The sequence below is a fragment of the Microbacterium sp. Leaf288 genome, from assembly GCF_001422925.1.
GTDB lineage: Bacteria > Actinomycetota > Actinomycetes > Actinomycetales > Microbacteriaceae > Microbacterium.
Window position 1 is genome coordinate 106,430 of sequence record NZ_LMNI01000013.1, and the last position, 24,785, is coordinate 131,214.

Annotated in this window: 19 protein-coding genes; 11 read left to right on the top strand and 8 right to left on the bottom strand. The window is 71.1% G+C overall.

All coding sequences use genetic code 11. The features are described 5' to 3' along the window. Window positions 1-53 precede the first annotated feature (53 nt). The 8 genes from ASF40_RS18255 (at window position 54) to ASF40_RS18290 (ending at window position 8,853) form a co-directional block, all read left to right on the top strand. Window positions 54-1,481, top strand: coding sequence for an MFS transporter (locus ASF40_RS18255; RefSeq protein ID WP_056371778.1), 1,428 nt, complete (start codon window positions 54-56; stop codon window positions 1,479-1,481). Continuing rightward, on the top strand, window positions 1,478-3,226 hold the full coding sequence (locus ASF40_RS18260) for a dihydroxyacetone kinase family protein (protein ID WP_056371780.1): 1,749 nt from the start codon (window positions 1,478-1,480) through the stop codon (window positions 3,224-3,226). Before ASF40_RS18255 ends, ASF40_RS18260 begins: the two co-directional genes overlap by 4 nt. Then, window positions 3,219-3,689 carry a ribose-5-phosphate isomerase gene (locus tag ASF40_RS18265; protein WP_056371782.1) on the top strand — a complete coding sequence of 157 codons (471 nt, stop codon included), beginning with the start codon at window positions 3,219-3,221 and terminating at the stop codon, window positions 3,687-3,689. The genes ASF40_RS18260 and ASF40_RS18265 overlap by 8 nt, the downstream gene beginning before the upstream one ends. Continuing rightward, on the top strand, window positions 3,689-4,564 hold the full coding sequence (locus ASF40_RS18270) for a triose-phosphate isomerase family protein (protein ID WP_056371783.1): 876 nt from the start codon (window positions 3,689-3,691) through the stop codon (window positions 4,562-4,564). The genes ASF40_RS18265 and ASF40_RS18270 overlap by 1 nt, the downstream gene beginning before the upstream one ends. After that, window positions 4,561-5,355, top strand: coding sequence for a sugar phosphate isomerase/epimerase family protein (locus ASF40_RS18275; protein WP_056371785.1), 795 nt, complete (start codon window positions 4,561-4,563; stop codon window positions 5,353-5,355). Before ASF40_RS18270 ends, ASF40_RS18275 begins: the two co-directional genes overlap by 4 nt. Continuing rightward, on the top strand, window positions 5,352-6,215 hold the full coding sequence (locus tag ASF40_RS18280; RefSeq protein WP_056371792.1) for a phosphogluconate dehydrogenase C-terminal domain-containing protein: 864 nt from the start codon (window positions 5,352-5,354) through the stop codon (window positions 6,213-6,215). The genes ASF40_RS18275 and ASF40_RS18280 overlap by 4 nt, the downstream gene beginning before the upstream one ends. Before the next feature lie 3 nt (window positions 6,216-6,218). Then, window positions 6,219-6,974 carry an SDR family NAD(P)-dependent oxidoreductase gene (locus ASF40_RS18285; RefSeq protein WP_056371794.1) on the top strand — a complete coding sequence of 252 codons (756 nt, stop codon included), beginning with the start codon at window positions 6,219-6,221 and terminating at the stop codon, window positions 6,972-6,974. Between the two features lie 151 nt (window positions 6,975-7,125). Next, complete coding sequence (locus ASF40_RS18290) at window positions 7,126-8,853, top strand: hypothetical protein (RefSeq protein ID WP_056371796.1); 1,728 nt, start codon at window positions 7,126-7,128, stop codon at window positions 8,851-8,853. A gap of 170 nt (window positions 8,854-9,023) precedes the next feature. Here the strand turns inward: ASF40_RS18290 and ASF40_RS18295 are convergent, their stop codons facing one another. Genes ASF40_RS18295 through ASF40_RS18310 form a run of 4 tightly spaced genes read right to left on the bottom strand, consistent with a single transcriptional unit; the run spans window position 9,024 to window position 14,534 of the window. After that, window positions 9,024-11,102, bottom strand: coding sequence for a beta-galactosidase (locus ASF40_RS18295; RefSeq protein WP_082497188.1), 2,079 nt, complete (start codon window positions 11,100-11,102; stop codon window positions 9,024-9,026). Between the two features lie 3 nt (window positions 11,103-11,105). Continuing rightward, window positions 11,106-12,632, bottom strand: coding sequence for an apiosidase-like domain-containing protein (locus ASF40_RS18300; RefSeq protein WP_235560283.1), 1,527 nt, complete (start codon window positions 12,630-12,632; stop codon window positions 11,106-11,108). Window positions 12,633-12,676: 44 nt separating this feature from the next. Then, window positions 12,677-13,702, bottom strand: a complete 1,026-nt coding sequence (locus ASF40_RS18305; protein ID WP_056371798.1) for a LacI family DNA-binding transcriptional regulator — start codon at window positions 13,700-13,702, stop codon at window positions 12,677-12,679. Window position 13,703: 1 nt separating this feature from the next. Then, window positions 13,704-14,534 (bottom strand): NAD-dependent epimerase/dehydratase family protein, encoded by an 831-nt coding sequence (locus ASF40_RS18310; protein ID WP_056371799.1) that lies wholly within the window; start codon window positions 14,532-14,534, stop codon window positions 13,704-13,706. 115 nt (window positions 14,535-14,649) lie between these two features. On the opposite strand from ASF40_RS18310, the gene ASF40_RS18315 reads away from it, so the two are divergent. After that, a complete protein-coding gene (locus tag ASF40_RS18315) occupies window positions 14,650-17,262 on the top strand; it encodes an alpha-L-rhamnosidase (protein WP_056371801.1) in 2,613 nt (870 codons plus the stop codon). A 179-nt stretch (window positions 17,263-17,441) separates the two neighbouring features. Further along, window positions 17,442-18,419: a sugar-binding transcriptional regulator gene (locus ASF40_RS18320; protein WP_082497189.1), complete on the top strand. Its 978-nt coding sequence runs from the start codon at window positions 17,442-17,444 to the stop codon at window positions 18,417-18,419. Window positions 18,420-18,651: 232 nt separating this feature from the next. Here the strand turns inward: ASF40_RS18320 and ASF40_RS18325 are convergent, their stop codons facing one another. The 4 genes from ASF40_RS18325 to ASF40_RS18340 all read right to left on the bottom strand — a co-directional run bounded on the left by ASF40_RS18325 (window position 18,652) and on the right by ASF40_RS18340 (window position 22,547). Continuing rightward, on the bottom strand, window positions 18,652-19,314 hold the full coding sequence (locus tag ASF40_RS18325) for an aspartate/glutamate racemase family protein (RefSeq protein ID WP_056371803.1): 663 nt from the start codon (window positions 19,312-19,314) through the stop codon (window positions 18,652-18,654). A gap of 20 nt (window positions 19,315-19,334) precedes the next feature. Further along, window positions 19,335-20,252, bottom strand: coding sequence for a carbohydrate ABC transporter permease (locus ASF40_RS18330; RefSeq protein ID WP_056371805.1), 918 nt, complete (start codon window positions 20,250-20,252; stop codon window positions 19,335-19,337). 1 nt (window position 20,253) lies between these two features. Beyond that, the gene (locus ASF40_RS18335) at window positions 20,254-21,135 is read right to left on the bottom strand and encodes a carbohydrate ABC transporter permease (RefSeq protein WP_056371812.1); all 882 of its coding nucleotides are present in this window, start codon (window positions 21,133-21,135) and stop codon (window positions 20,254-20,256) included. Window positions 21,136-21,203: 68 nt separating this feature from the next. Further along, window positions 21,204-22,547, bottom strand: a complete 1,344-nt coding sequence (locus tag ASF40_RS18340; RefSeq protein ID WP_056371814.1) for an ABC transporter substrate-binding protein — start codon at window positions 22,545-22,547, stop codon at window positions 21,204-21,206. A 243-nt stretch (window positions 22,548-22,790) separates the two neighbouring features. Here ASF40_RS18340 and ASF40_RS18345 point away from each other — a divergent pair, with 243 nt between their 5' ends. Continuing rightward, window positions 22,791-24,782 (top strand): glycoside hydrolase family 127 protein, encoded by a 1,992-nt coding sequence (locus ASF40_RS18345; RefSeq protein WP_056371816.1) that lies wholly within the window; start codon window positions 22,791-22,793, stop codon window positions 24,780-24,782. Window positions 24,783-24,785: the final 3 nt, after the last annotated feature.

The window sequence follows — 24,785 nt, forward strand, 5'->3', positions numbered from 1 at the left end:
TCACAATGGTCGTCGGAAACCACCTCGATCACCGTCGATGAGCAGGAGTCACCGTGGACCAGAACCAGACCGTCGCCGACGCGCCCCCCGTCGCGCGATCCGCCATCCGCAAGGTGTCGATCCGCCTCGTGCCGTTCGTCGCGCTGATGTTCTTCATCAACTACCTCGACCGCACCGCGATCGGCTTCGCCGCCCCCAACGGCATGAACGAAGACCTCGCACTGAGCGCCGCTCAGTTCGGATTCGCCTCGGGCGTCTTCTTCATCGGCTACATCCTTCTCGAGGTGCCCTCGAACCTGGCGCTGCACAAGTTCGGCGCCCGCCGCTGGCTTTCGCGCATCATGGTGAGCTGGGGCATCGTCGCGCTGCTGTTCACGTGGGTGCAGAACTTCGAGCAGCTCGTCGTGCTGCGCTTCCTCCTCGGCGTCGCCGAGGCCGGCTTCTTCCCCGGGGCGATCCTCTTCCTCAGCCTCTGGGTGCCCGCGCAGTACCGCGGCCGCATCCTCATGCTCTTCTACCTGGCGCAGCCGCTCACCACGGTCATCGGCGCCCCGCTGGCCGGGTGGCTCATCCAGCAGCACGAGGTGTTCTTCGGCCTCGAGGGCTGGCGCTTCATGTTCTTCGGCGTCGCGATCCCGGCGATCATCGTCGGTGTCATCGCGTGGTTCTACCTCAAGGACAAGCCCTCCGACGCGACCTGGCTCACCCGTGACGAGCAGGTCTGGCTGACCGACGCGCTCGACCGCGAGAAGGCCGCCACGCAGAAGAAGGAGCACGGCCACGTGTCGGCGCGCTTCGCCTTCAAGAGCGGTCGCGTGTGGGTGCTCTCGTTCATCTACTTCGGCTTCATCTACGGCCTGTACGCACTCGCGTTCTTCCTCCCCACGATCATCGAGGGGTTCCAGAGCCAGACCGGTCAGACCTTCGACACGCTGCAGAAGGGCCTCATCACCGCGATCCCGTACCTGCCGGCCGCCGTCGTCATGTACTTCTGGTCGCGAGACGCCTCCAAGCGCGGCCTCAAGACGTGGCACATCGCGGGTCCCGCGATCGCCGGTGCCGTCAGCATCCCGCTCGCGCTGTTCATGGGATCGCCGGCGGCCACCATCGCCGTCATCACGATCACCGCGTGCGCGATCTTCGCGGCGCTGCCGAACTTCTGGACGCTCCCGACGCGCTTCCTCACGGGCGCTGCCGCGGCGGCCGGTGTCGCGCTGATCAACACGATCGGCAACCTGGCCGGCTTCTCGGCTCCGTTCGTCACGGGCTTCGTGCACGACTGGACCGGCGGCTACGAGGTTCCGATGTTCATCGTCGGCTTCGTCATGCTCGTCTCGGCGGTGCTGATGGTGCTGCTGGCCCGCAGCAACCGCATCAACCCGGTCGTCGTCGACGACGCAGCCGTGAGCACGGACCCTGCACCCGCCGTGGACGCCGAGGCTCTGCACACCGCGGCAGAGCCCAAGGGGGATGCGCGATGACGCGGCTCTGGAACGAGCCGGCGGATTTCGCCGACGAGATGATCGACGGCTTCGTCGCGGCCAACGAGCGGTATGTGCGGCGGGTGCCGGGCGGCGTGGTGCGTTCGACGGTGTCACCGGCGGGTCAGGTCGCGGTCGTGGTGGGCGGCGGTTCGGGTCACTACCCCGCGTTCGGGGGGCTGGTGGGTCCGGGGCTCGCGCACGGCGCGGCGATGGGCAACCTGTTCGCGTCGCCCTCGACGCAGCAGGTGTACAGCGTGGCGAAGGCCGCCGAAGGCGGTGGCGGCGTGTTCTTCTCCTACGGCAATTACGCCGGCGACGTGCTCAACTTCAACGCCGCGCAGGAGCGGCTGCGTGCCGAGGGCATCGCGTGCGAGACCGTCACGGTGACCGACGACATCGTCAGCGCCACCCCGGATGAGAAGCACAAGCGCCGTGGTATCGCGGGCGACCTGACGGTGTTCCGCATCGCCGGCGCGGCCGCCGCGGCGGGCGCCGACCTGGCGGAGGTGACCCGGCTCGCACGTCTCGCGAACGAGCGCACCCGGTCGTTCGGGGTCGCGTTCACCGGCTGCACGCTGCCCGGCGCCGAGAAGCCGCTGTTCACGGTCCCGGAGGGGCGGATGGCGATCGGTCTCGGCATCCACGGGGAGCCGGGCATCGACGAGACCGGCATCCCGACCGCCGACGGACTTGCGGAGCTGCTCGTCGCGCGGCTGCTGGGCGAGGTGCCCGATGGGGTGCAGGTCGCCGGCGCCCGGGTGGTGCCGATCCTGAACGGCCTGGGGTCGCTGAAGTACGAGGAGATGTTCGTCGTCTACCGGCGCATCGCCCAGCTCCTCACCGACGCCGGTCTCGAGCTCGTCGACCCGCACGTCGGCGAGTACTGCACGAGCTTCGACATGGCCGGCACGTCGCTGACCCTGTTCTGGCTGGACGACGAGCTCGCCGCGCTGTGGGACGCACCCGTGGACACCCCCGCCTACCGGCGCGGCTCCGTCGCCCCGCAGCAGCGTCTCGTCGTCGCCGACACCGCTGCGACCGTGGCCGAGGCGATCGAGCCCGGGGACGAGGCATCCCAGTCCGTCGCCCGGACCGTGCTCGCCGCGGTCCGCACTATCGTGGCCACCGTCGACGAGCACGTCGACGAGCTCGGCCGCATCGACGCGATCGCCGGTGACGGCGACCACGGCATCGGCATGCAGCGCGGCTCGCACGCGGCGCTGGCCGCCGCGACCGCCGCGGTCGACGCCGGTGCCGGCGCGCGCACCACGCTCGCGCACGCCGCCGACGCGTGGGCCGACAAGGCCGGCGGCACCTCGGGCGCACTGTGGGGCGTCATCTTGAACGCCGTCGCCGCGAAGCTCGGCGACACCGGCCGCCCCGACCCGGCCGCCATCGCCGCCGGGGTCGCGGCAGGGTCGCGCGGGGTCACCGACTACGGCAAGGCCGAGGTCGGCGACAAGACGCTCGTCGACGCGCTCGTGCCGTTCAGCACCACCCTCACCGGCGCGGTCGACGCCGGCGCGAGCCTCACCGACGCGTGGCGGACCGCGGCGGATGCCGCGACCCGCGCCGCCGCTCTGACCGCCGACCTCCTGCCCCGCATGGGCCGCGCCCGTACGCACGGCCAGAACAGCGTGGGCACCCCTGACCCGGGCGCGATCTCGCTCGCGCTCATCGTGACCGCCGTGGGGGAGACGCTCGCGGCCGAGACCTCACTCAAGGAGAACGCACATGGCTGAGCCGCTGCGCATCGTGATCGGCGCCGACGACGCCGGCTTCGACTACAAGGAGATCCTGAAGAAGGACCTCCTCGCCAACCCCGGCGTCGCCGAGGTCATCGACGTGGGCGTGGACGCCGACGGCCACACCCCGTACCCGAAGGTCGCCATCGGGGCCGCGCAGCAGGTCGCCGCCGGCACCGCCGACCGCGCACTGCTCATCTGCGGCACGGGCCTCGGTGTCGCGATCGCGGCGAACAAGGTCCCCGGCATCCGCGCCGTCACCGCCCACGACTCGTTCTCGGTCGAACGCGGCGTGCTGTCCAACAACGCGCAGGTGCTCACCATGGGCCAGCGCGTGATCGGCATCGAGCTCGCCCGCCGGCTCGTGCGCGAGTGGCTCACCTACCGGTTCGACACCACCTCCGCGTCCGCCGACAAGGTCGCCGTCATCGACGAGTTCGAGACCACCGGGTCCTGCTGATGGCGCAGGTCACGGTCGGAGTGAGCCTGAAGACGTACTTCGGGCACGAGCGGGCACGCGCGTGGTTCGCCGATGTGGCGCAGCGCGCGGCCGGCCACCCCGCCGTGGCCGCCGGGGACGTGCGGTTCTTCGTCATCCCCAGCTACCTGCAGATCCTCCCCGCCCTGCAGGCGTTCGCGGGCACCCCGGTGCTGGTCGGCGCCCAAGACGTCTCCGCCTACCCGCCCGGCGCCTACACCGGCGAGGTCACCGCCGCCGAGCTCGCCGAGGTCGGCGTCCAGGTCGCCGAGATCGGCCACGCCGAACGCCGCCGCCTGTTCGATGAGACCGACACCGTCACCGCCGGCAAAGCCACCGCCGCCCTCACCCACGGCATCACCCCGGTGCTCTGCATCGGCGAAGCCGAACACCTCGGCGCACCCGCCGCCGCGCTCGCGAACGTCGAGCAGCTCGCCGCGAACCTCGAGAACGTCCCCGCCGGTCCGGTGATCGTCGCGTACGAGCCGGTCTGGGCGATCGGCGCCGCCGAGCCGGCCCCCGACACGCACATCGCCACCGTCACCAGGGCACTGCGCGCCGCCGTCGACGCCGACCCCGCCCGCGCCGGCAGCGTCGTCATCTACGGCGGCTCCGCCGGCCCCGGCCTCCTCACCCGCCTCGGCCAAGCCGTCGACGGCCTCTTCCTCGGCCGCTTCGCCCACGACCCCGACGCCCTCACCGCCGTCCTCGACGAGGCATCCGCCCTCGCCGCCTCCCGCCCCCACCCCGCCGATGATTCAGTGAGACCCCAGTCGGCGGCCGAGACGGTGGGTGAACCCCAGGGTCTCGGCGGCCATCTGTCGTCTCACGGGACTGAGGGCGAGGTGGACGCATGATCGGCCTCGGGACGTACGCCTTCTTCTGGCAGCACTCCGACCAGGTGCCCGAGCCGCTGTCGCTCATCGGGGCGTTCGAGGCCACCAAGGAGCTCGGCGTCGACCTGTTCCAGATCTGCGACTACGCTCCGCTCGAGACCATGACCGGATCCGAGCTCGCCGACGCTGCGGCCGCGGCGCGCGACCTCGAGCTCACGATCGAGCTGGGCACCAAGGGCATCGAGCCGCATCGGCTCACGCGGTTCCTCGATCTCGCGAGCGCGTTCGACACCACCCTGGTGCGCAGCATGCTCTACTCCGCCGACACCCGTCCCACTCTCGATCAGGCCGCGGAGTGGCTCGGCGCCGTGCTCCCCTCCTTCGAGGCGGCTGGCGTCGACCTCGCGCTCGAGACCTACGAGCAGGTCTCGACGGAAGACCTCGTGGGCCTGGTCGCACGCATCGACAGCGAGCGCCTCGGCATCTGCCTCGACCCCGCCAACGTCGTCGCCCGCCTCGAGCGTCCGCGCGACTGCGTCGAGCTGACCGCCGCGCACGTCAAGAACGTGCACGTCAAGGACTTCGCCTTCGCCCGCCAGCCGGGCTGGGTCGGCTTCACGTACGGGGGCGCGCCCATGGGCGACGGCCTCCACGACTACCCCCACCTGCTCGAGACCGTGCGCCCTCGCGAGCGCGGGATCAACGAGGTCGTCGAGCACTGGCTCTCCTGGCAGGGGGATGCCGAGACCACCGTCCGCACCGAGCGGGAATGGACCCGCCGCACCATCGAATATCTGAGGAGCACGACATGAGCACGACCACCGACACGTACAAGATCGCCGTCGTCGGCGCCGGCGGGAAGATGGGCATGCGCGTGTCCAACAATCTCGTCAAGACCGACCACACCGTCTGGTACGTCGAGAACTCTCCCGCCGGCCGGGAGCGCACGATCGACGCCGGTCGTGAGCTGACGGATGCTGCCACCGCCGTCGCCGACGCCGACATCGTCGTCCTGGCCGTGCCCGACCTCGCCCTCGGCCCCGTCACGGCCGACCTCGTGCCGCAGCTGAAGTCGGGCGCGATCGTGCTGACGCTCGACCCGGCCGCCGCTTACGCGGGCCTGCTCACCACGCGTGAGGACGTCGTCCAGGCGGTCGCGCACCCGTGCCACCCGTCGGTGTTCCTCGAGCGCACGACCAAGGAGGAGTGGGCCGACACGTTCGGCGGCATCGCCGCCCCGCAGGACGCCATCGCGGCTGTGGAAAGCGACGACCCGGCCCACAAGGCCATCGTCGAGGCCACGGTCCGCGCGATCTACGCCCCCGTCATCGACGTGCACTTCGTCACCGTCAAGCAGCTCGCGCAGCTCGAGCCGACCCTCGTCGAGACCGTCGCCTGCATGATCGGCGCGCTCCTCAACGAGGCGCTCGACGAGGCGATCAACACCATGGGCGTCCCCGAGGCGGCGGCGCGCAGCATCCTGTACGGCCACACCCAGGTGGCGCTGGCCAACGGTCTGCGCGGCGACAACCCGTTCTCGGACGCGTGCCTCATCGCGATGGACTACGGCCGCGAGTCGATCATCAAGGACGACTGGAAGAAGATCTTCCGCGACGACGAGCTCGACAAGAACCTCGCGCGCATGCTGCACCTCGACCACATCGAGCGCTGATCCATGGGACAGCTCGAGGGCAAGACCGCGCTCGTCACGGGCGGTGCACTGGGCATCGGCCTCGCGGTCGCCCAGCGCTTCGCCCGTGAGGGAGCCCGTGTGATCCTCGCCGACCGCAACGGCGAGGGGGCGGCCGCGGCGGCCGCCGAGATCGGCGAGAACGCCCGTGCCGTCACGATGGACATCTCGGACGAGGACGCGGTCGCCGCGGCCTTCGCCGAGGTCGAGGCGGCCGGCTGGGCGCCCGACGTCGTGGTGGCCAATGCCGGCGTGCAGCTGTTCGGGCAGGATGCGCAGGCCGCCGACCTCGACCTGGAGGTGTGGCGCCGGACGATCGACATCAACCTGACAGGGACGTTCCTGACGGTCAAGCACGCCCTGCGCAGCATGGTGCCGCGCGGCGGCGGGTCGATCATCCTCACCGGCAGCCCGACGGCGGTCAACGGCGAGGGCAAGGACTTCACCGCCTACAGCGCGTCGAAGGCCGGCATGCACGGCCTCGGCCGCACGGTCGCGGCGGCGTACGCCGACCGCGGCATCCGCGTGAACACGGTGCAGCCGGCGTACACCGAGACGCCCCTGGTGGCGGCGATCAGCGAGGACCCCGCCTCGCGCGCCGCGATCGTCAGCCGCATCCCGATCGGTCGCGCCGGCACCCCCGACGACGTCGCGGGCATCATGGTGTACCTCGCCAGCGACGACGGCGCCTTCGCCACGGGGGCGACCTTCCAGGTCGACGGCGGCATGACCTCGCTCTGACCCCACGTCCACTCGGGGTTTGGGGCGCATTTCGTCCGTTGGGGCGCATCTTCTGCGCCCCAACGGAGATTCCGCGCCCCGAACACGGGGGACGAGGGTCGAGGACCACGAACGTTGCGCAGGACTCGCTGCGGAGGACGAGGATGGGACGATGACGGACCTGTGGAACGGCGAACCCGCACGCGAGTGGCGGAGCGGCCCGTGGTCGCTCGAGCTCCGTGACGACGAGCTCGCCGACATCTCGTACCACGGCCGCGTCGTGCTCCGTTCGGTGCGCGCGGTGGTGCGCGATCGCAACTGGGACACCGCCGGTCTCGTGGTCGACCGCATCGACTCGTCCGGCATCGCGCTGACGCTGCACGTGCACTCGACCGGGCTCGGCTCCGACCTTCACGGCATCGTCCGCGCGGAGGTGCGCGGCGCCGGACGCCTGCGCGTGCTCGCCGACCTCGAGTCCGCCTCGGAGTTCGAGACCAACCGCACCGGCCTCGTCGTGCTCCACCCGCCGACACTCGCGGGCTCCACTCTGCACGTCCGCCACTCCGACGGCACCGTGGTGCGCTCCCGGTTCCCGGCCGGCATCAGCCCCCATCAGCCCGCGTTCGACATCGCCGGCCTGTCCTGGACGCACGACGGCCTCGACGTCGACGTGCGTTTCGCGGGCGACGTCTTCGAGATGGAGGACCAGCGCAACTGGACGGATGCCTCGTACAAGACGTACAGCCGCCCCCTCGCACTCCCCTTCCCGTACGCTCTCGCCGCCGGTGAGCGGGTCGTCCAATCGGTCGACATCGCCGTATCGGGGACCCCCGCCGCCGTGGTGGACGACCCGGTGACCCGCATCCGCCTCCAGGAGGGGCCGGCGCTGCCCGCGATCGGGGTGTCGGCATCGACCGCTGCGGACCCCGCCCCGGACTTCGCAGCCCTCGGCGGGACGGTGCTCGTCGAGCTCGACCTCGCGACCGGCAACTGGCGCGCGGCGCTCGACCGCGCCGCGGCATCCGGACTCCCGCTGGACGTGAGGTTCGTCCTCGCGGACGACGACCCGGCCGCCATCGACCACGCGGTACCCGCGCTTCACGGTCTGTCGGTCGCGCGCGTCACCGCGTTCCCGCCGACCGGTCCGGCGCGACACGTCTCCGACCTCGATGCGATCGCCGCCCTCCGCCACGCCCTCACCGAGGCGGGCATCGAGGCCGAGGTGGTCGGCGGCGCACGCTCGCACTTCACCGAACTCAACCGCGAGCACCATCGCCTTCCGCGCGGCCTCGACGGGATCGTGTTCAGCAGCACGCCCCTGTTCCACAGCCTGAGCACCGCCCAGCTGGTCGAGTCCGTCGGCATGCAGCGGGTCGCCGCCGCACAGGCCGTGCGCCTCGCGGGCGGCCTGCCGGTGCACATCGGGCCGATCTCGCTGCGCCCGCACTTCAACGACGTCGCGACGACCCCGCCGCCGATGCCCGACCACGACGACCTGCGCGACGGCTACGGCTCGGCGCTGACGGACGCCGTCGACGCGCGCCAGGCCGCCCCCGAACTGGCCGCGTGGACCGTCGCCAGCGCCGCGGCCTTCGCGGTGCCCGGCGTCGCGACGCTCGCCTACTTCGAGGAATGGGGTCCGCGCGGACTGCGCACGGCCGACGGCGCGACCCTGCCCGTGTTCGACGCCGTCGCCGCGCTCGCCGCGCTCGCCGGCGAGCCGGGCCTGCGCGGCGACTCCCCCGACGGCCTCGTGTGGGCGCTCGGGGCCCGCACCGCCGGCGGCGACATCGTGCTCGCCGCGAACCTCGACCGCCGTGCGCGCACGGTCGAGGTCGAGCTCCCCGGCGGCGAGTCCCGCACCGCGGAGCTCGCCCCCGGCACCTTCACCCGTCTCTGACCTCCGCATCCGTCCACCCGGCCCGCGCCGAGTCGGCCGAAGACGTCGCTCCTCACGCGCGACACGGCATCGAGAGCCGACTCGACCTTCCCCGGCCCGCGCCGAGTCGGCCACACGTGCCGCTTCCGACGGACGATCCGCCGCATCGGGCCGACCTGGCGTGAGCGCGGTCAGGCCTCGCGCCAGACGCGCACATCCCAGGGCGCGAGCGTGACCTCGTCCCCCGCCGCGAACACCGCGTCGTCGAGGACGGATGCTGCGGCCCGGCCGAGCACGACGGCACGGGGCTCGGGCGACCAGTTGTGGACCACCCACACGCGGCCCCGCTCTCCCGTGAGCGAGTGCGCCGTGACCGAGCTCGGCCGCGCCGCGAGGATCCCGTCGGGCGATCCCGCCACGTCGCCGATCACCTCGGCGAGCGTCGCGCGGTCGAGAAGGGAGCCCACCACGGTGATCGAGCCCGCGCCGACATCCCGTCGCGTCACGGCGGCCCACCGTCCGAACAGCTCGTGCCGGTAGCCGAGCACGACCTCGGCCCCGTCGGGCTCGAGTCCATCCACCCAGCCGTGGGCGCTCCCGACGATCTCGCCGTCCCGGACCACGTCGACCGGCGCGGCGAGCGCCGCGAACTCCCGGTAGCCCACGCCCGCTGCGGCACCCACGATCGCCGGCGCGAGCGCCGTGCGCATGCGGCCTTCGTCGTCGCCGTACCCCGTGCGCGGGCCCAGCACGAGCCGGCCGCCGAGACGCGCGTACTCCGCGAGGGTCTCGAGGGTCGGATCGGGTGCCGCGACCAGCCCTGCGACCACGAGCACCGGGTAGCGCTGCACGAGCTCGTCGGCTTCGGGCAGCTGACGCTCGTTCACGTACCCGACCTGCAGCCCGGCATCGATCGCGGCGCGGCCGAAGGCACCCACGATCCGCGCGTACGACCCGCGGTCCCCCTCGGACCCGGCCGCGAGCGGCGGCTCGAACGCCATCATCCACTCGCTGTCGTGCGCGGACACGAGCCCGAGGTCGGCGTCGGGCGCAGCATCCGTCAGCCATTCCGCCGCCGCGGCGAACTGCCGGCCGATCCCGGAGATCTCGTCGTAGACACGCCCTGGCGACAGGTCGTGGCCCAGGATGCCGCCCCAGTGCACCTCGGCGCCCGAGTGCAGCGTGTGCCAGTGCCAGTACGACACGAGCCGCGCGCCGCGCGCGACCAGCAGCCAGGCCGCCTGCGCGAGCTGCCCGTCATAGGGCGGGCGCGTGAGCCACGCGGGGCCGATCGACGCGGCACCCGTCTCGGTGACGAGGAACGGCCCCTGCGTCGTGGCGCGCATGCGGTCGGCCATGAGCACGAGCTGCGGGACGTCGTCGGCGTACCAGTTCCCGCCCGCCCCCTCCAGGGAGAGATCGAGCGCGTCCTGCGCGAGGTAGTAGGCGTTGCCGCTCGCGATGTCGAGCCGCGCGCCGACCGCGACGTCGTCCATCGCGGGGCGCTGATAGGCGATGCACGTCGTCAGGAAGGTGTCGTCGTCGACGAGGTCGCGGACGATGCCGGCCTGCCAGCCGATGAAGTCCGCCGTGAGCTCCGACTGGAACCGGCGCCACGCGAGGTCGTAGGCCGGCGTGGTGTTGCCGGCCGGCGCCCACAGCTCGTCCCAGTCGGCGATGCGGTGCGACCAGTACGTCAGTCCCCACTCCCGGTTGAGCGTCTCGACGTCGCCGTAGCGCTCCGCGACCCACTCGCGGAAGCGCTGCACGACGGCGTCGTTGTGGATGAGGTGCAGGCCCGCCTCATTGTCGAGCTGCACGCCGATCACGGCGGGATGGCGCCCGTGTCGGCCGATCACGGCCCGGATCACCCGCTCGGCGTAGCCGCGGAACAGCTCCGACGTGTAGTCGGCCTCCTGCCGCCCGCCCCACGGCACCGGCGAGCCGTCGCGGCGCACGACCGCGAGCTCCGGATGTGCGCGCGCCAGCCACGGCGGCACCGCGTAGGTCGGGGTGCCGAGGATGACCGCGATCCCGTGGCGCTCGGCCGCATCGAGGATCGGCGTCATCCACTCGAGGTCGAACTCGCCGTCGCGGGGCTCCCACGTGGACCAGACCGACTCGCCGACGCGGATGCACGTGATCCCGGCATCCGTCATCAGCCGGAGGTCGGTCTCGAGCCTGTCCGGATCGGGCAGGTACTCGTTGTAGTACGCCGTGCCGAGCCGCGGGCCGCCCCGCCACGCGCGCAGGCGATCGACGGATGCCACGGCTCAGTCCCCGACCCGCGTGATGCGCAGCGCGAGCGCCTCGCCCTCGGGCAGCTCGACCGGGGCCGAGGCACGATCGTAGGCGTCGTTGCGCTGCACATCGTCGAGCGTGAAGGTCCGGCCGAGTGGGGTGACGGTCATGTTCCAGGTGTCGATGACATCGACCTCGAACCGGTCGCCGGGCTCCGGCCGCTCGCCCGGGAAGCCGATCGGGAGGCGGAAGTCCCACGTCGCCGGTGCCGAGGCGCCGAGGTACTGCACGTAGAGGCGGCGCGGGATGCCGGCGACATACGCCGGATCGTCCCACTTGTCGATCGGGTCGAGGCCCGCGCCGTCGACCTCCTCGAGGATCTCGCGCAGGAACGCCAGCCGTGCAGGAGAGTCGCCCCGCAGCGGTCCGCCCTCGACCATGTGGAGACTGCCCGACTCGGTGACGAAGCTCTCGCCGTGCGAGGCGTACGTGCCGGCGACCGTGGCGATCCAGAACTGGTGCACGAGCTGCTCGGCGTCGAGGTGGCCCCAGCGGTCGGGGATGTCGCCCTCGTACTTGATCTCGTCGAGCACGACGGGCTTGCCATAGACGTCGCGGTAGAGGTTCGCGCGGCCGAAGTCGGTCGTGACCGCGCCGTTCTGGATCGACGCGTGGGTGACCCACGGCTGGTTGTTGTCGTACAGCTCGATCCAGTTGTGGATGGAGCGGAGGTGGTCGTACGGGTCGATCTCGGCGAGCAGCTCGCCGGTGCGATCCCAGCGGTCGTCCGGGCGCTCGAGCTGGTCGAATTCGTTGCACAGCGACCACCACACGTGCGGGTGGGCGGCGAGCCGAGCGACGAGGTAGCGCAGGTAGATCGCGTCCTCCTCCTCCGTGAGCTCGTTCAGCCCGAACTGGCCGCGGTCGTACGCGTTGTAGATCAGCACGTCGGCCTGGATGCCGCGCTCCCCGAGCACCTCGACGGCGCGGTCGAGGCGCTGGAAGAACTCCGGCACGGGCTTGGTGACATCCCAGCGCCCGTCGGTCTTCTCGAACGGCATGAGCGTCGGGAGGTGCTCGATGTACCCGCCGCCCTGCGGGAACACCATGAAGCGGAACTTGTTGAAGCCCGCCTCGGCGATCGCGCCGACCGTCGACGAGAACAGCGGCTCGTCCTGGTGGAGCCAGTTGTAGGCGGTCGCACCGACGGGCCGGAACGGCGTGCCGTCGGCGTGCGCGAAGTGGAAGCGGTGCGCGACACGCACCGGCCCATGGTCGGTGCCGCGCACCACTTCAAATGTGCCGGAACGGCCCGAGAGCGCAGCATCCGTGCTCTCGCTCGTCCACGACCACTCGCCCTCGAGGTCGGGGGCGAACCGCACGCGGTAGGTGGTGCCGCCGTCCCAGAAGCCGGGGACCGCGCGCTCGGCTCCGGAAGCCTCGTGCCGCGCGTGCACGGTGACGGGCGTGCGGTCCGCGGGGATCACGTCGGTGCCGCTGAAGGTCAGCTCGACGGGGCGGTACAGCTCGGACTGGGGAGCGCGCAGCGCTGAGGACACGGGGATTCTCCTTCGATGTCGTATCCGTGTGAGGTGGGGTGGGTTCAGTGCGCGCGGCGCGAGCTCTCGCGCACGATCAGCTCGGGCTCGTAGACGCGCTGCGCCGCGGCGCCGTCGGCGCGCGGGCCCGTCCCGAGCTCGATCGCCTCGAACAGCAGGTCGACCGCGGCCGCACCGAAGTCGTCGTGACGCGCGCGAACGCTCGTGAGCGGGATCAGGGATGCCTCGGCGAACTCGTTGTCGTCGTACCCGACGAGCGCGACCTCGCCGGGCACCGAGACGCCGCCGGCCACGAGCGCCTGCAGCAGTCCGAGCGCGAGCACGTCGTTGGCGGCGAACACGGCGTCCGGGCGCTGGGCCGTGGGGCGCGCAGCCAGAGCCGCGCCGATCGCGCGCCCGACCGCGATCGACCGCTCGGCGACCTCGATCACCTCGGGAGCGTCGACGGATGCTGCCGCCGCCGCACTGCGCACCCCCTCGAGCCGATCGGCCACCTGCTGCACGGGCAGCGGACCGCCGACGAAGGCGAGGCGGCGGCATCCGATCGCGATGAGGTGCTCGCCCGCCTGCCGCCCGCCCGAGACGTCGTCGATCGACACCGACGGCTGGAGGTCGTCGCACGCCCGCCGGCCGACGAGGACCGAGGGCGTGCCGCGCTCGCGCATCGCGGCGAGTCTCGCCTCGATCGGCTGGAACGAAGACACCAGGATGCCGCGCACCTGGCGCTGCTCGAACGCCTCGAGGTACGCGTCCTCGCGCTCGCGGTCGCCGTGCGAGTGGGCGAAGAACACCGTCATGCCGAGCCGCTCGGCGCGGTACTCGACCTCCTGGGCGATCTCGCTGAAGTGGGGGTTGCTCACGTCGGGCGAGAGGTAGCCGATGAGGCTGCTCACGCCCAGGCGCAGCTGGCGGCCGGCGCTGGACGGCACGAAGCCGAGTTCGTCGATCGCCTCGGCGATGCGGCGCGCCCGCTCGGCAGACACCCGGTCGGGGTGGTTGAGGTAGGCCGAGACCGTCCCCACCGCGACACCGGCGCGGGCGGCCACCTGGCGGATGCCGGGGCGCGACATGTCAGCGCCAGTCGTGCTCGGCGACGAACCCGAGGCGATCGCGGATCTTGCGGGTCGACATGAGCGATTCGAACTCGCCGAGGTCGGAGGCGACAGGGGTGCCGGGGAACCAGCGCTCGGCGACCTCGCGGGAGGGCTGCGCGTTGCCGGACTCCGGCGCCGCGACGTTGTACACCTCGAACCCGGGTTCGGCGGCCTCCAGCGCGAGGGCGACCGCGAGCGCCCCGTCGCGCGCATCGACCCACGAGCCCACGAGGTCGCGGCGGTAGCCGGGCTCGGCGGCCCGCTCGAACGTCGCGTACTCGTCGGGTGCGACCACGTTGGTGAAGCGCAGGGCGGTGATCGAGGTCTCGGGCGTCCATCGCACGAGCTGGGCGGCGATCGCCTCCTCCGCCACCTTGCCGAGACCATAGGTGTTGTTCGCGCTCGTGTACGTCTCGTCGACCGGCAGCGACGGCGGCGCCTCGTCGAAGGGGAAGCCCATCGCGGTGATGCTCGACGCCAGCACGATCGTGCGGATGCCGGCGCGATGCGCGGCGAACAGCGCGTTGAACGACACCGTGACGTTGTTGTGGAAGGTCGCCGCATCGGGCACCAGCCCGTTCACCGGGATCGCCGCGAGATGCACGAGGGCGTCGAGCCCGTCATGGCGCGCGGTGACCGAGAGGAACGCGTCGAGCGTCTGGCCGAAGTCGGTGAGGTCGACGCGCGTGAAGCCGGGGCCCGGCGTGCCTGTGAGGTCGAAGCCCGACACGACGTGGCCGGCGGCGCGCAGCCGCTCCACCGTGGCCCGCCCGAGCTTGCCTCCACTGCCGGTGACGCCGATCCGCATGCCGTACCTCCGTGTACCCGCACCCCGACCGCAGCTTGAAACGTTTCGAATTCGGTGCGACACTCACTGTACACGTTGAAACCGAAACGTTTCAGTTCTCCTGGAAGGGACCCCGATGTCCGTCATCGTCGACGCACCCCGCATCGAACACCATCGCGAGCCGCTCGGCATCGGGGAACGGATGCCGCGGCTCTCGTGGCGCGTCGCCTCGGCGCCGGCCGGCTGGCGGCAGGCCTCGTACTCGGTCGAGGTCGACCGCGGCGGCGAGGTCACCACCTACGTCGTCGACTCCGGCGAGCAGGTGCTCGTGGCGTGGCCCGCCGAGCCGCTGCGCTCGCGGGAGATCGTCTCGGTGCGGATCTCCGTGCGCGGTGAGGACGGCGCGTGGTCCGCAGCATCCGTCCCCACCGTCCTCGAGGCCGGACTGCTCGAGCCCTCGAGCTGGGTCGCGCGGCCCGTGGGAGCGACCCGCAACGAGAACCCGATGTCGGACCAGCGGCGCCCCTCGCTCGTGCGCCGTGGCTTCGACGTGCGCGAGGGACTCGTGCGCGCCCGCCTTTACGCGACCGCGCACGGCGTGTACGAGGCCGAGCTCAACGGCGCCCGCGTCGGCGACGACGCACTCTCGCCCGGCTGGACCGTGTACGGCAAGCGCCTGCGCTACTACACCTACGACGTGACCGACCTCGTGACGCCCGGCCCCAATGCGCTCGGCGCGTGGCTCGGCGACGGCTGGTACCGCGGTCGCCTCGGCTGGCGCGGCGGCTTCCGCAACCTGTACGGCGACGACCAGTCGTTCCTCGGCCAGCTCGAGCTCACCTACAGCGACGGATCCCGCGAGATCGTCGCGACCGACCACTCGTGGCGTTCGGCGCCGAGCCCGATCCTCGCGAGCGGCATCTACGACGGCGAGGACTACGACGCCCGCGAGGAGCTGCCCGGCTGGTCCACCCCCGGCTACGACGACTCGGCGTGGGAGGGAGTGCAGGAGCGCCACCGCGACCCCGCGACGCTCGTCGCGCCGACCGCTCCGCCGGTGCGCTCGACCGAGGAGGTCCAGCCGGTCGCGGTGCTCACCGGGCCGAGCGGCTCGCGCATCCTCGACTTCGGGCAGAACCTGGTGGGCCGCGTGCGGATCCGGGTCTCCGGCGAGGCCGGCACCACGGTCAGCCTGCGCACCGCGGAGGTCATGCAGGACGGCGAGATCTACACGCGACCGCTCCGCGCCGCGCGCTCGACCGACAACTACACGCTCGCGGGCCGCGAGGTCGAGGAGTGGGAACCTCGCTTCACCTTCCACGGCTTCCGCTACGTCGAGGTCACCGGCTGGCCGGGCGACCTCGACGCCGATGCCGCCGCCGGCGCCCTCGTCGCCCGGGTCTACCACACGGATCTCGAGCGCACCGGCTGGTTCGAGTCCTCGGATCCGGCGCTGAACCGCCTCCACGAGAACGTGCGCTGGGGCATGCGCGGGAACTTCGTCGACATCCCCACCGACTGCCCGCAGCGCGACGAGCGGATCGGCTGGACCGGCGACATCCAGGTCTTCGGGCCGACGGCCTCCACCCTCTACGACGTGTCGGGCATGCTCTCGGGGTGGCTGCAGGACCTCGCGATCGAGCAGCTGCCCGACGGCACCGTGCCCTGGTACGTGCCGGTGATCCCCGCCGACAAGGCGTGGACGCCGATGCGTCCGGGCGCCGCGTGGGGCGACGTGGCGACACTGCTCCCATGGACCCTCTACGACCGGTTCGGCGATGTGGGCGTGCTCCAGGCACAGTGGGACAGCGCGCACCGCTGGGTCGACCTGCTCGAGCGCCTCGCGGGGCCTTCGCGGCTGTGGGACTCGGGCTTCCAGCTGGGCGACTGGCTCGACCCGGCCGCTCCGCCGGACGACCCCGCCGACGCCCTCACCGACCGCTACCTCGTCGCGACCGCGTACTTCGCGAAGTCGGCGCGGACGGTGGCGCGCATGGCCGAGGTGCTCGGACTCGCCGACGAGCGGGCGCACTACGACGCGCTCGCCGACGAGGTGGTCGCGGCTTTCGAGGCCGCGTACGTGAACGCCGACGGCACGATGACCAGCGACGCCCAGACGGCGTACGCGCTCGGCCTGCAGTTCGACCTGATCACCGATCCGGTGAAACGGGATGCTGCGGCCACGCGCCTCGCCGACCTCGTGCACGCCGCGGGCAACCGCATCGCGACGGGCTTCGTCGGCACGCCGCTCGTCTCCGACGCCCTGAGCTCGGGAGGCCAGGTCGCGGCTGCGTACGACCTTCTGCTCGAGCGCGAGTGCCCCTCGTGGCTGTACCAGGTCGAACAGGGTGCGACGACGGTGTGGGAGCGGTGGGACTCGCTGCTGCCGGACGGCACCGTCAACCCGGGGCAGATGACGTCGTTCAACCACTACGCGCTCGGCGCCGTCGCCGACTGGATGCACCGGGTCATCGGCGGGCTCGCCCCCGACGCCCCCGGCTACCGCCGCATCCGCTTCGCACCGCGCCCCGGCGGCGGGCTGACGTCCGCGTCGGCGCGCCAGCTCACCGCGTACGGCGAGGCGGCGATCTCGTGGCGCATCGAGGACGGCCAGCTGCACGTCCAGGCAACGGTTCCCGTCGGCGCCGAGGCCGTGCTCGACCTCGACGGCGCCGACGAGGAGACGCTTGCTCCGGGCACGCACACCCGCGTGGTGCCCGTGCCGGCGGAGGCCGTCGTCCCCGCCTGATCCACAGTCCGGTCCCCGGCTGACCGTGTGGGATTTCGGATGCTGCGGCCCGCGGCATCCGAAATCCCCGATCGCTGTGTGAATCCCCATGTCGTCGGGGGTGGCGTTCGGCGCGGAGAGTGAATATCCTTTCGTTAGCGAATCCGAATACACACTGGATCGCCACGATCGGAGACGCCGTGCCCCTGACGCCCTACACCCGGCCCGCGGACGGGCAGGTGCGCCTGCTCACGAAGGTCGCGCGTATGTACCACGAGCGCGGCGTACGACAGGCCGACATCGCGGCCGCGCTCAATATCTCACAGGCGAAGGTCTCCCGTCTGCTCAAGCGTGCGGAGTCCGTGGGCATCGTGCGCACCATCGTCACCGTCGCCCCGGGCGTCTACGCCGAGCTCGAGGAGCAGCTCGAGGAGAAGTACGGCCTCGCCGAGGCCGTCATCGTCGACGTCGACCCTGAGGCCGACGAGGGCGAGCTCTTGGCCTCGCTCGGGGCGGGGGCGGCAGCCTACCTCGAGGCGACCCTCTCGGGCGCCGACCGCATCGGCGTCTCGTCGTGGAGCCAGACGATCCTCGCGATGGTCGACCGCATGCGCCCGTTCACGGTGCGCGGTGCGACCGAGGTCGTGCAGCTGCTCGGCGGCGTCGGCGCCCCGGAGGCGCAGAGCCACTCGAACCGGCTGCTCGGCGAACTCGCGCGAACTCTCGGCGCGGAGCCCGTCTACGTGCAGGCTCCGGGCGTCGTCGGCGACCCGGCGATCCGCGACAGCCTGCTGCAGGACCCCTCGATGCAGGAGGTCGCGCGCCACTGGAACGAGCTCACGATGGCGATCATGGGCATCGGCAGCATCGAGCCCTCCGACGCCCTCGCCGCGAGCGGCAACGCCTTCGCCGCCGAGGAGCGTCAGGCGCTGCTCGACCAGGGCGCCGTCGGCGACATCTGCCACCGCATCTTCCGCGCGGACGGCTCGCTCGTGCGCGGCGCGCTCGACGACCGCATCATCGCCATCACCGTCGAGAACCTCCGGCGGATCCCGCGCCGCGTCGGCATCGCCGGCGGCGAGCGCAAGCTCGAGGCGATCCACGGCGCCCTGGCCGGCGACTGGGTCACGACGCTCGTGACCGACCTGCGCTCGGCCGAGGCCCTCGCCGACCGCTGACGACTCGCGCCGCGCCCCAGCGGCAGCATCCATCCCCGCCTTCCTAGGCGCCGAGACAGAGGATCCTCGTCGAGACCGGGGCCGTCACCCCAGGTCTCGACGCTGATCCCCTGTTTCGGTGAGACGACAATTGGCGGACGAGACCCCGGGTGAACCCCAGGGTCTCGTCCGCGCTCTGTCGTCTCACGGTACGGGGGCGCCCAGACCCGCCGGCGGGCGGCGGGCGACGGGGTCAGCGAGCGGCGAGGGACTGCGCCAGGCGCTCGACGCCCAGGCGCGGGCTCGTGAGAACCGGCACGTCGACCGACACGGCCTCGGCGGCGGAGGCCATGGAGGCCTGCGCCAGCACGATGACGTCAGCCTCGGCAGCGCCGCGCTCGATGGCGGCGGCGACGAGGCGGTCGTGGGTCGGGCGGTCCCCGCCGGCGACGGCCGCGAACGCGCCCTCGATGACTTCGCTCGTGAACTCCGGCTCGACGCCGGCGAGCGCGGCGCGCTCCTGCAGCAGGCCCAGGGTCGGACGGCACGTCGTCGGCAGGGTCGCGAGCACGCGGATGCGGCGACCACTGCGCACCGCAGCATCCGCCATCGCTTCATCGACGCGGAGGACGGGCACTCCTGCCGCCGCGGCGGCGGGAGCGGCGAGCTCGGAGATCGACGAGCACGTGAACATCACCGCATCCGCTCCCCCGGCCGCCGCCGCGCGCACGAGGTCGCCGATGCGCTCGGGCACCGAGTCCGCACGCGCATCGTCGCCGAGGTCGGCCACGATGCGGTCGTCGAGGTAGTTCACGACGGTCGCGCCGGGGAGGAACTCCGCCGCCAGCGCGCCGAACGGCGCGATGTTGACGGCTCCGGTGTGGAGGAACGCGATGCGTGGCGCGGAGGAGCTCATGCAGCCAGCCTTTCAGCTTCTCAGCCCTTGAGGGCGCCGCCGGACATGCCGGCCATGATCTTCTTGTTGAGCGTGAGGAAAAGGATCAGCAGCACCACGATGTTGATGCTGACGGCCGCGAACAGCGGACCGTACTGGGTCGACCCGTACTCGTCGCTCAGGCTCAAGAGGCCCACCTGGATCGTCGCGAGCTCCGGTCGGGTCGTGAACGTCAGGGCGATCAGCAGGTCGTTCCACACGCTGAAGAACTGCACGAGGCCGATCGTGAGGATCGCGTTCTTCATCATCGGGACGCCGATCACGAAGAACGATCGCAGCGGACCCGAGCCGTCGACGGTCGCGGCCTCGAAGATCTCGCGCGGCACCGACCGGAAGTACGTCGCCATCAGGAACGTCGTCAGCGGGAGTCCCATCACGGTGTACGTGATGATGAGCGGCCACAGCGTGTCGGTGATTCCGATGCGGAAGTACGTGATGAACAGCGGGACGAGGATCATCTGGCCGGGCACCATGATGCCCGCGAGGATGTAGAGCAGGACCCCGTTGCGCCCCTTCCAGATCATCACCTCGAGCGCGTACCCGGCGGCGACGCCGATGAAGACGATGAAGATGACCGACGGGATCGTCACCAGGACGCTGTTGAGCCAGTTGCGCGCGACGTTGCCGTTGGTGAGGGCGGTGACGTAGTTGTCGAAGTTCCACGTCTCGGGCAGCGACAGCGCCGGGTTCGAGAGGAACTCGGACTGCGTCTTGAACGAGCCGAGCACCATCCAGACCTGCGGGTACAGCACCACGACCATCAGGACGGCGACGAGGATCCAGACCGGCAGGCGGCGAAGAGCCTTCACCGCGGTGCGCCGGGCGCGACCCGGGCTGGGCTTGCGGACAGTCGGGGTCGCGACGGTGTACGCGGCCTTGTCGGTGTGCGTCAGAGTCATGTCAGACCTCCGCCTTGCGGCGCGACGATCGGAAGATCGCCAGGGTGAACACCAGGCAGAGCGCGGTGAGGAGGACGGCGATCGTCGAGCCGTAGCCGTACTCGGCGTACTCGAAGGCGGTGCGGTACATATACAGCGTCATCGGCGCGGTCGACGTGCCGGGCCCGCCGCCGTTGAGGGCGAGCAGGCTGTCGAAGACCTTGAGCGTCGCGTTGAGGCTGAAGATGATCGACGACAGCAGGATCGGCAGCGACAGCGGCACGACGATGTGGCGGACGAGCTTCAGGCCGTTGGCGCCGTCGAGACGGGCGGACTCGATGACCTCCTCGGGGATGTCGAGGAGTCCCGCGTAGAGGAGGACGGCGTAGAAGCCCATCGAGCTCCACAGCGTCATGAGGATCGCGAGGGTCATCGTGCCCACGGTGGAGGCGAGCACCTCGACGCTCTCGCCGCCGAAGAAGTTGATGATGTCGTTGACCGGTCCCTGGTTCTCGCCGACGGCGACGAAGCTGCGGAACAGCAGCGCGACGGCGACGGTCGGGAGCACAGTCGGGAAGAACACGAACGTCCGCACGAGCGTCGAGCCCTTGCGCAGGACGAAGACGTACAGGAGCGCGAGGCCGTAGCCGAGGGCGACCTGGCCGATCGTGGCGACGATCGCGAAGAAGACGCTCACCCACATCGACTGCAGGGCGTTCGGGTCGCTGAAGAAGGTGATGAAGTTCTGGACGCCCACCCACTCGAACCCGCGGAGCGAGTTGCCCTCGAAGAAGGAGAGGCCGAGCGACCAGCCGACCGGCACCACCTTGAGCAGGGTATAGAGCACCAGGGCCGGTGCCAGCAGGATGAAGATCGTCTTCCGATCTCCGAAGATCGAGTTCATCTGCGAACTGCTTTCTCTCTCGAAGAGCCGGCTCCCCGGGCGAGTGCCCGGGGAGCCGGTACGGGGTCTCAGCCGTTGGCGTCGATACTCGCCTGGAGCTGGGTCATGTAGTCCTCGGCGGTCATCTGGCCGGTCGTCAGCAGCGTCGCGTTGGTCGAAGCGAGCGAGTTGCTCTTCGAGTCCATCAGCGCCTCGAACCACAGTACGGTCTGGTCGATGCCCGCGATCCGCTCCTGGATCTCCGCGGTGTTCTCCGAGATGTCGGTCACGTCGCCGTTGACCGTGAAGCCCGAGATGACGCCCGCGTCCTGGAGGGCCTGCTGGCCGTAGTTCTCGGCGATGCAGCTGACCCAGTCGACGACCTTCGGGCCGAACTGCTCGGCGTTGATGATCATCGGCGCGCCGGCGTTCGCGGCGTACTGGTCGATCGAGCCCTTGCCGCCGTCGACCTCGGGGAACGGCATGAAGCCGACGTTCTCGCCGCCGATCTGGTTGCGCTCGGGGTCGTTGATCGCGCTGAGCAGCCAGGATCCGTCGTAGGTCATCGCGGCCTTGCCGGTGAGGAACATGTTCGAGGACGTGTCGCCGTCGCGCGTCGAGAAGCCCTCGCCGAAGTAGCCGGCCTCGGCGTAGTCCGCGAGCGCCTGCGCGCCCGCGACGTACTCGGGCTCCGTCAGCTTGGCATCGCCGTCGCGGACGGCTGCCATGGCGTCGGGGCCGACGTTGCGGAAGATGTACATGCCCATGATGCGCGTGAGGGGCCAGCCGGCGGCACCGGCTTCGGTCATCGGGGTGATGCCGGCATCCTGCAGCGTCGCGGAGGCGTCGAGGAGGTCGTCCCAGGTCTGGGGCTCTTCAATGCCGTTGTCGGCGAAGATCTCCTTGTTGTAGAAGATGCCCTCGACGTTGTACTGGTACGGCATCGAGAACATGCCGCCGTAGACCTGCTCGACGGTGGACGCCGCCGCGGGGAGCACGTTGTCCCACGCGCCGGATCCCTCGAGCGCGGCCTTGAGGTCGCCGACCAGTCCGGCCGCGTTGAGGTCGCCGTCGGGGCGGATGAGCGCGGTGCCCGCGATGGTGTGCGTCGGCAGGGCACCCTGGCTGGCGAGGAGCGTCACCTTCTGGACGGTGTCGGCCTGCGCGACCTTCTGGTGCTCGAGCGGCAGGGCCTCGTTCTCGGCCTTGCAGGCACCCTCGGAGAGAGCGGTGAGCTGCTCTTCCAGCACGGGGTTCTCGTTCGCCGTCATGACGGTGAAGGTCTCGGGATCGGTGCCGCCGGCGCCGGCGCCGCCACCCTCCGACGATCCGGTGTCGGGCGCGCTGCTACCGGCACAGGCGGCCAGCGGCAGCACCGCGGCCAGTGCGATTCCCAGCGCCGCGATGCGGCGGCGGTTGCTGCGGGTGTTCATAGCGTCCTCCTTGACGACGACCATGCGGGTGAAAGGTACGAGCACGACAGTAGGCACGATTTCGACGTGTGTCAACAGTCAGTACTGAAATTCTATTCACTTTGAGACGATTCAGGGGTTAGACTGCATTTCCATGCAGCGTTGCGAGAAGTTGCAGAGCTGTCTCCTCTCACTCGGATCAGCCCAGGCTTGCCGCGACGCAGCGACCAGCACGAGACTGAACGCCACTCGGAAGGAACAACGATGACCGCCACCACCGCGACCAGGGCACATGCCCGGCTGCGACCCCTCGGCGCCGACAGCGCGCGCTGGGCGAGCGGCTTCTGGGGAGACGTCCACGACCGCACGCGCGACGTCACCATCCCGCAGATCTGGTCCTCCCTGAGCGACCCGGCCGTCAGCGCCGGGCTCACCAACTTCCGCATCGCCGCAGGACTCGAGGAGGGCGCGCACGCCGGACCGCCCTTCATGGACGGCGACTTCTACAAGTGGCTCGAGGCCGCCATCGCGCGCCTCGAGACCGACCCCGACCCCGAGCTCGCCGCCCGGATCGAAGAGATCGCGGGGCTCATCGCCTCGGTGCAGCGCGAGGACGGCTACCTCCACACGCCGACCCTCATCTCGACGCGCAACCACGAGGACGTGCTGGCGCTCGCCGACCGCTTCAACTTCGAGACGTACAACCTCGGCCACCTCATCACGGCCGGCGTCCGCCACTACGAGGTGACGGGGTCGACCACGCTCCTGGACGCCGCCCGCAAGGCGGCGGCCTTCCTCGAGGACCTCGCGACCAACAAGCCGCTCGAGCTCGCTCGCAGCGCCATCTGCCCCTCGCACTACATGGCGGTCATCGACCTCTACCGCGCGACCGGCGACGAGCAGTACCTGCGCCTGTCGGAGGCGTTCATCCGCGTCCGCGACGACTTCGAGGGCGGCGACGACAACCAGGACCGCGTCCCCGTCCGCGAGCAGACGGTCGTCGCCGGCCACGCCGTGCGGGCCAACTACCTCTACGCGGGTCTCGCCGACCTCGTCGCCGAGACCGGTGACGAGGAGCTCGAGGCGGTGCTCGAGAACCTGTGGCGCGACGTCGTCGACACGAAGCTGTACATCACCGGTGGTGCCGGCGCGCTCTACGACGGGGCCTCCCCCGACGGCTCGCCGTGGCAGAACCAGATCAGCCGCGTGCACCAGGCCTACGGTCGCGCGTACCAGCTGCCCCACACCACGGCCCACAACGAGTCGTGCGCGAACATCGGCCTGATCCTGTGGGGCGAGCGGATGCTGGCGCTCACGGGCGACGCGACCTACGCCGATGTCATCGAGCAGGTGGCCTTCAACAGCCTGCTGTCGAGCATCAGCCTCGCGGGCTCCGAGTACTTCTACACCAACGCGCTGCGGCAGGTGCGGGACCTCCCCTACCCGCTTCGCCGGCCGGGCGACACCGCCCTCCACCCGGTGCCGGTGCCCCCGCCGTCGGACGAGCGCCTGCGCGAGCCGTACCTCAGCTGCTTCTGCTGCCCACCCAACATCGCGCGCACGCTTGCGCGGTTCCACGAGCGTGCGGCGTCGATCGGGGACGAGGGCGTGTTCGTCCACCTCTACGGCGGCAGCACGCTCGACGTGACGTCCGGCGACGGGCGCCGTCTCGCGCTGCGCGAAGACGGGGACTACCCCTGGAGCGAGCAGATCACGTTCACCGTGACGGATGCCGCAGCCGGCGGCATCCCCCTTCACCTCCGCATCCCCGGCTGGTCGTCGGGCGCAACGCTCACGGTGAACGGCGCCGCGGTGGCGGTGACCGAGCCAGGAACGTACACGCGCATCGAGCGCGAGTGGCGGGCCGGCGACGTCGTCGCACTGACGCTGCCGATGCCGGTGCGGGTGCTGCGCGCCCATCGGCTCGCGGAGGAGGCGACCAACCAGGTCGCCGTGCGCCGCGGACCTGTCGTGTACTGCGTAGAGACCGCCGATCTTCCTGAGAGGGTCGTGCTCGAACAGGTCGCGCTCCGGCGCGGCGCGGCGTTGACCGCGGTCGAGGCCGAGGTCGCCGGCCATCGTGTGATCGCCCTCGAGACCGAGGCGGTCATCCTTCCCGGGTCCGACGAGGACGCGCTGTACGACGACCTCGCAGACACCGCGCTCGCGACGGCACCTGTGCGATTGATCCCCTACTTCGCGTGGGGCAATCGCGGTGCCGGCGAGATGTCGGTCTGGCTCCCGCTGGTCTGGTGACGC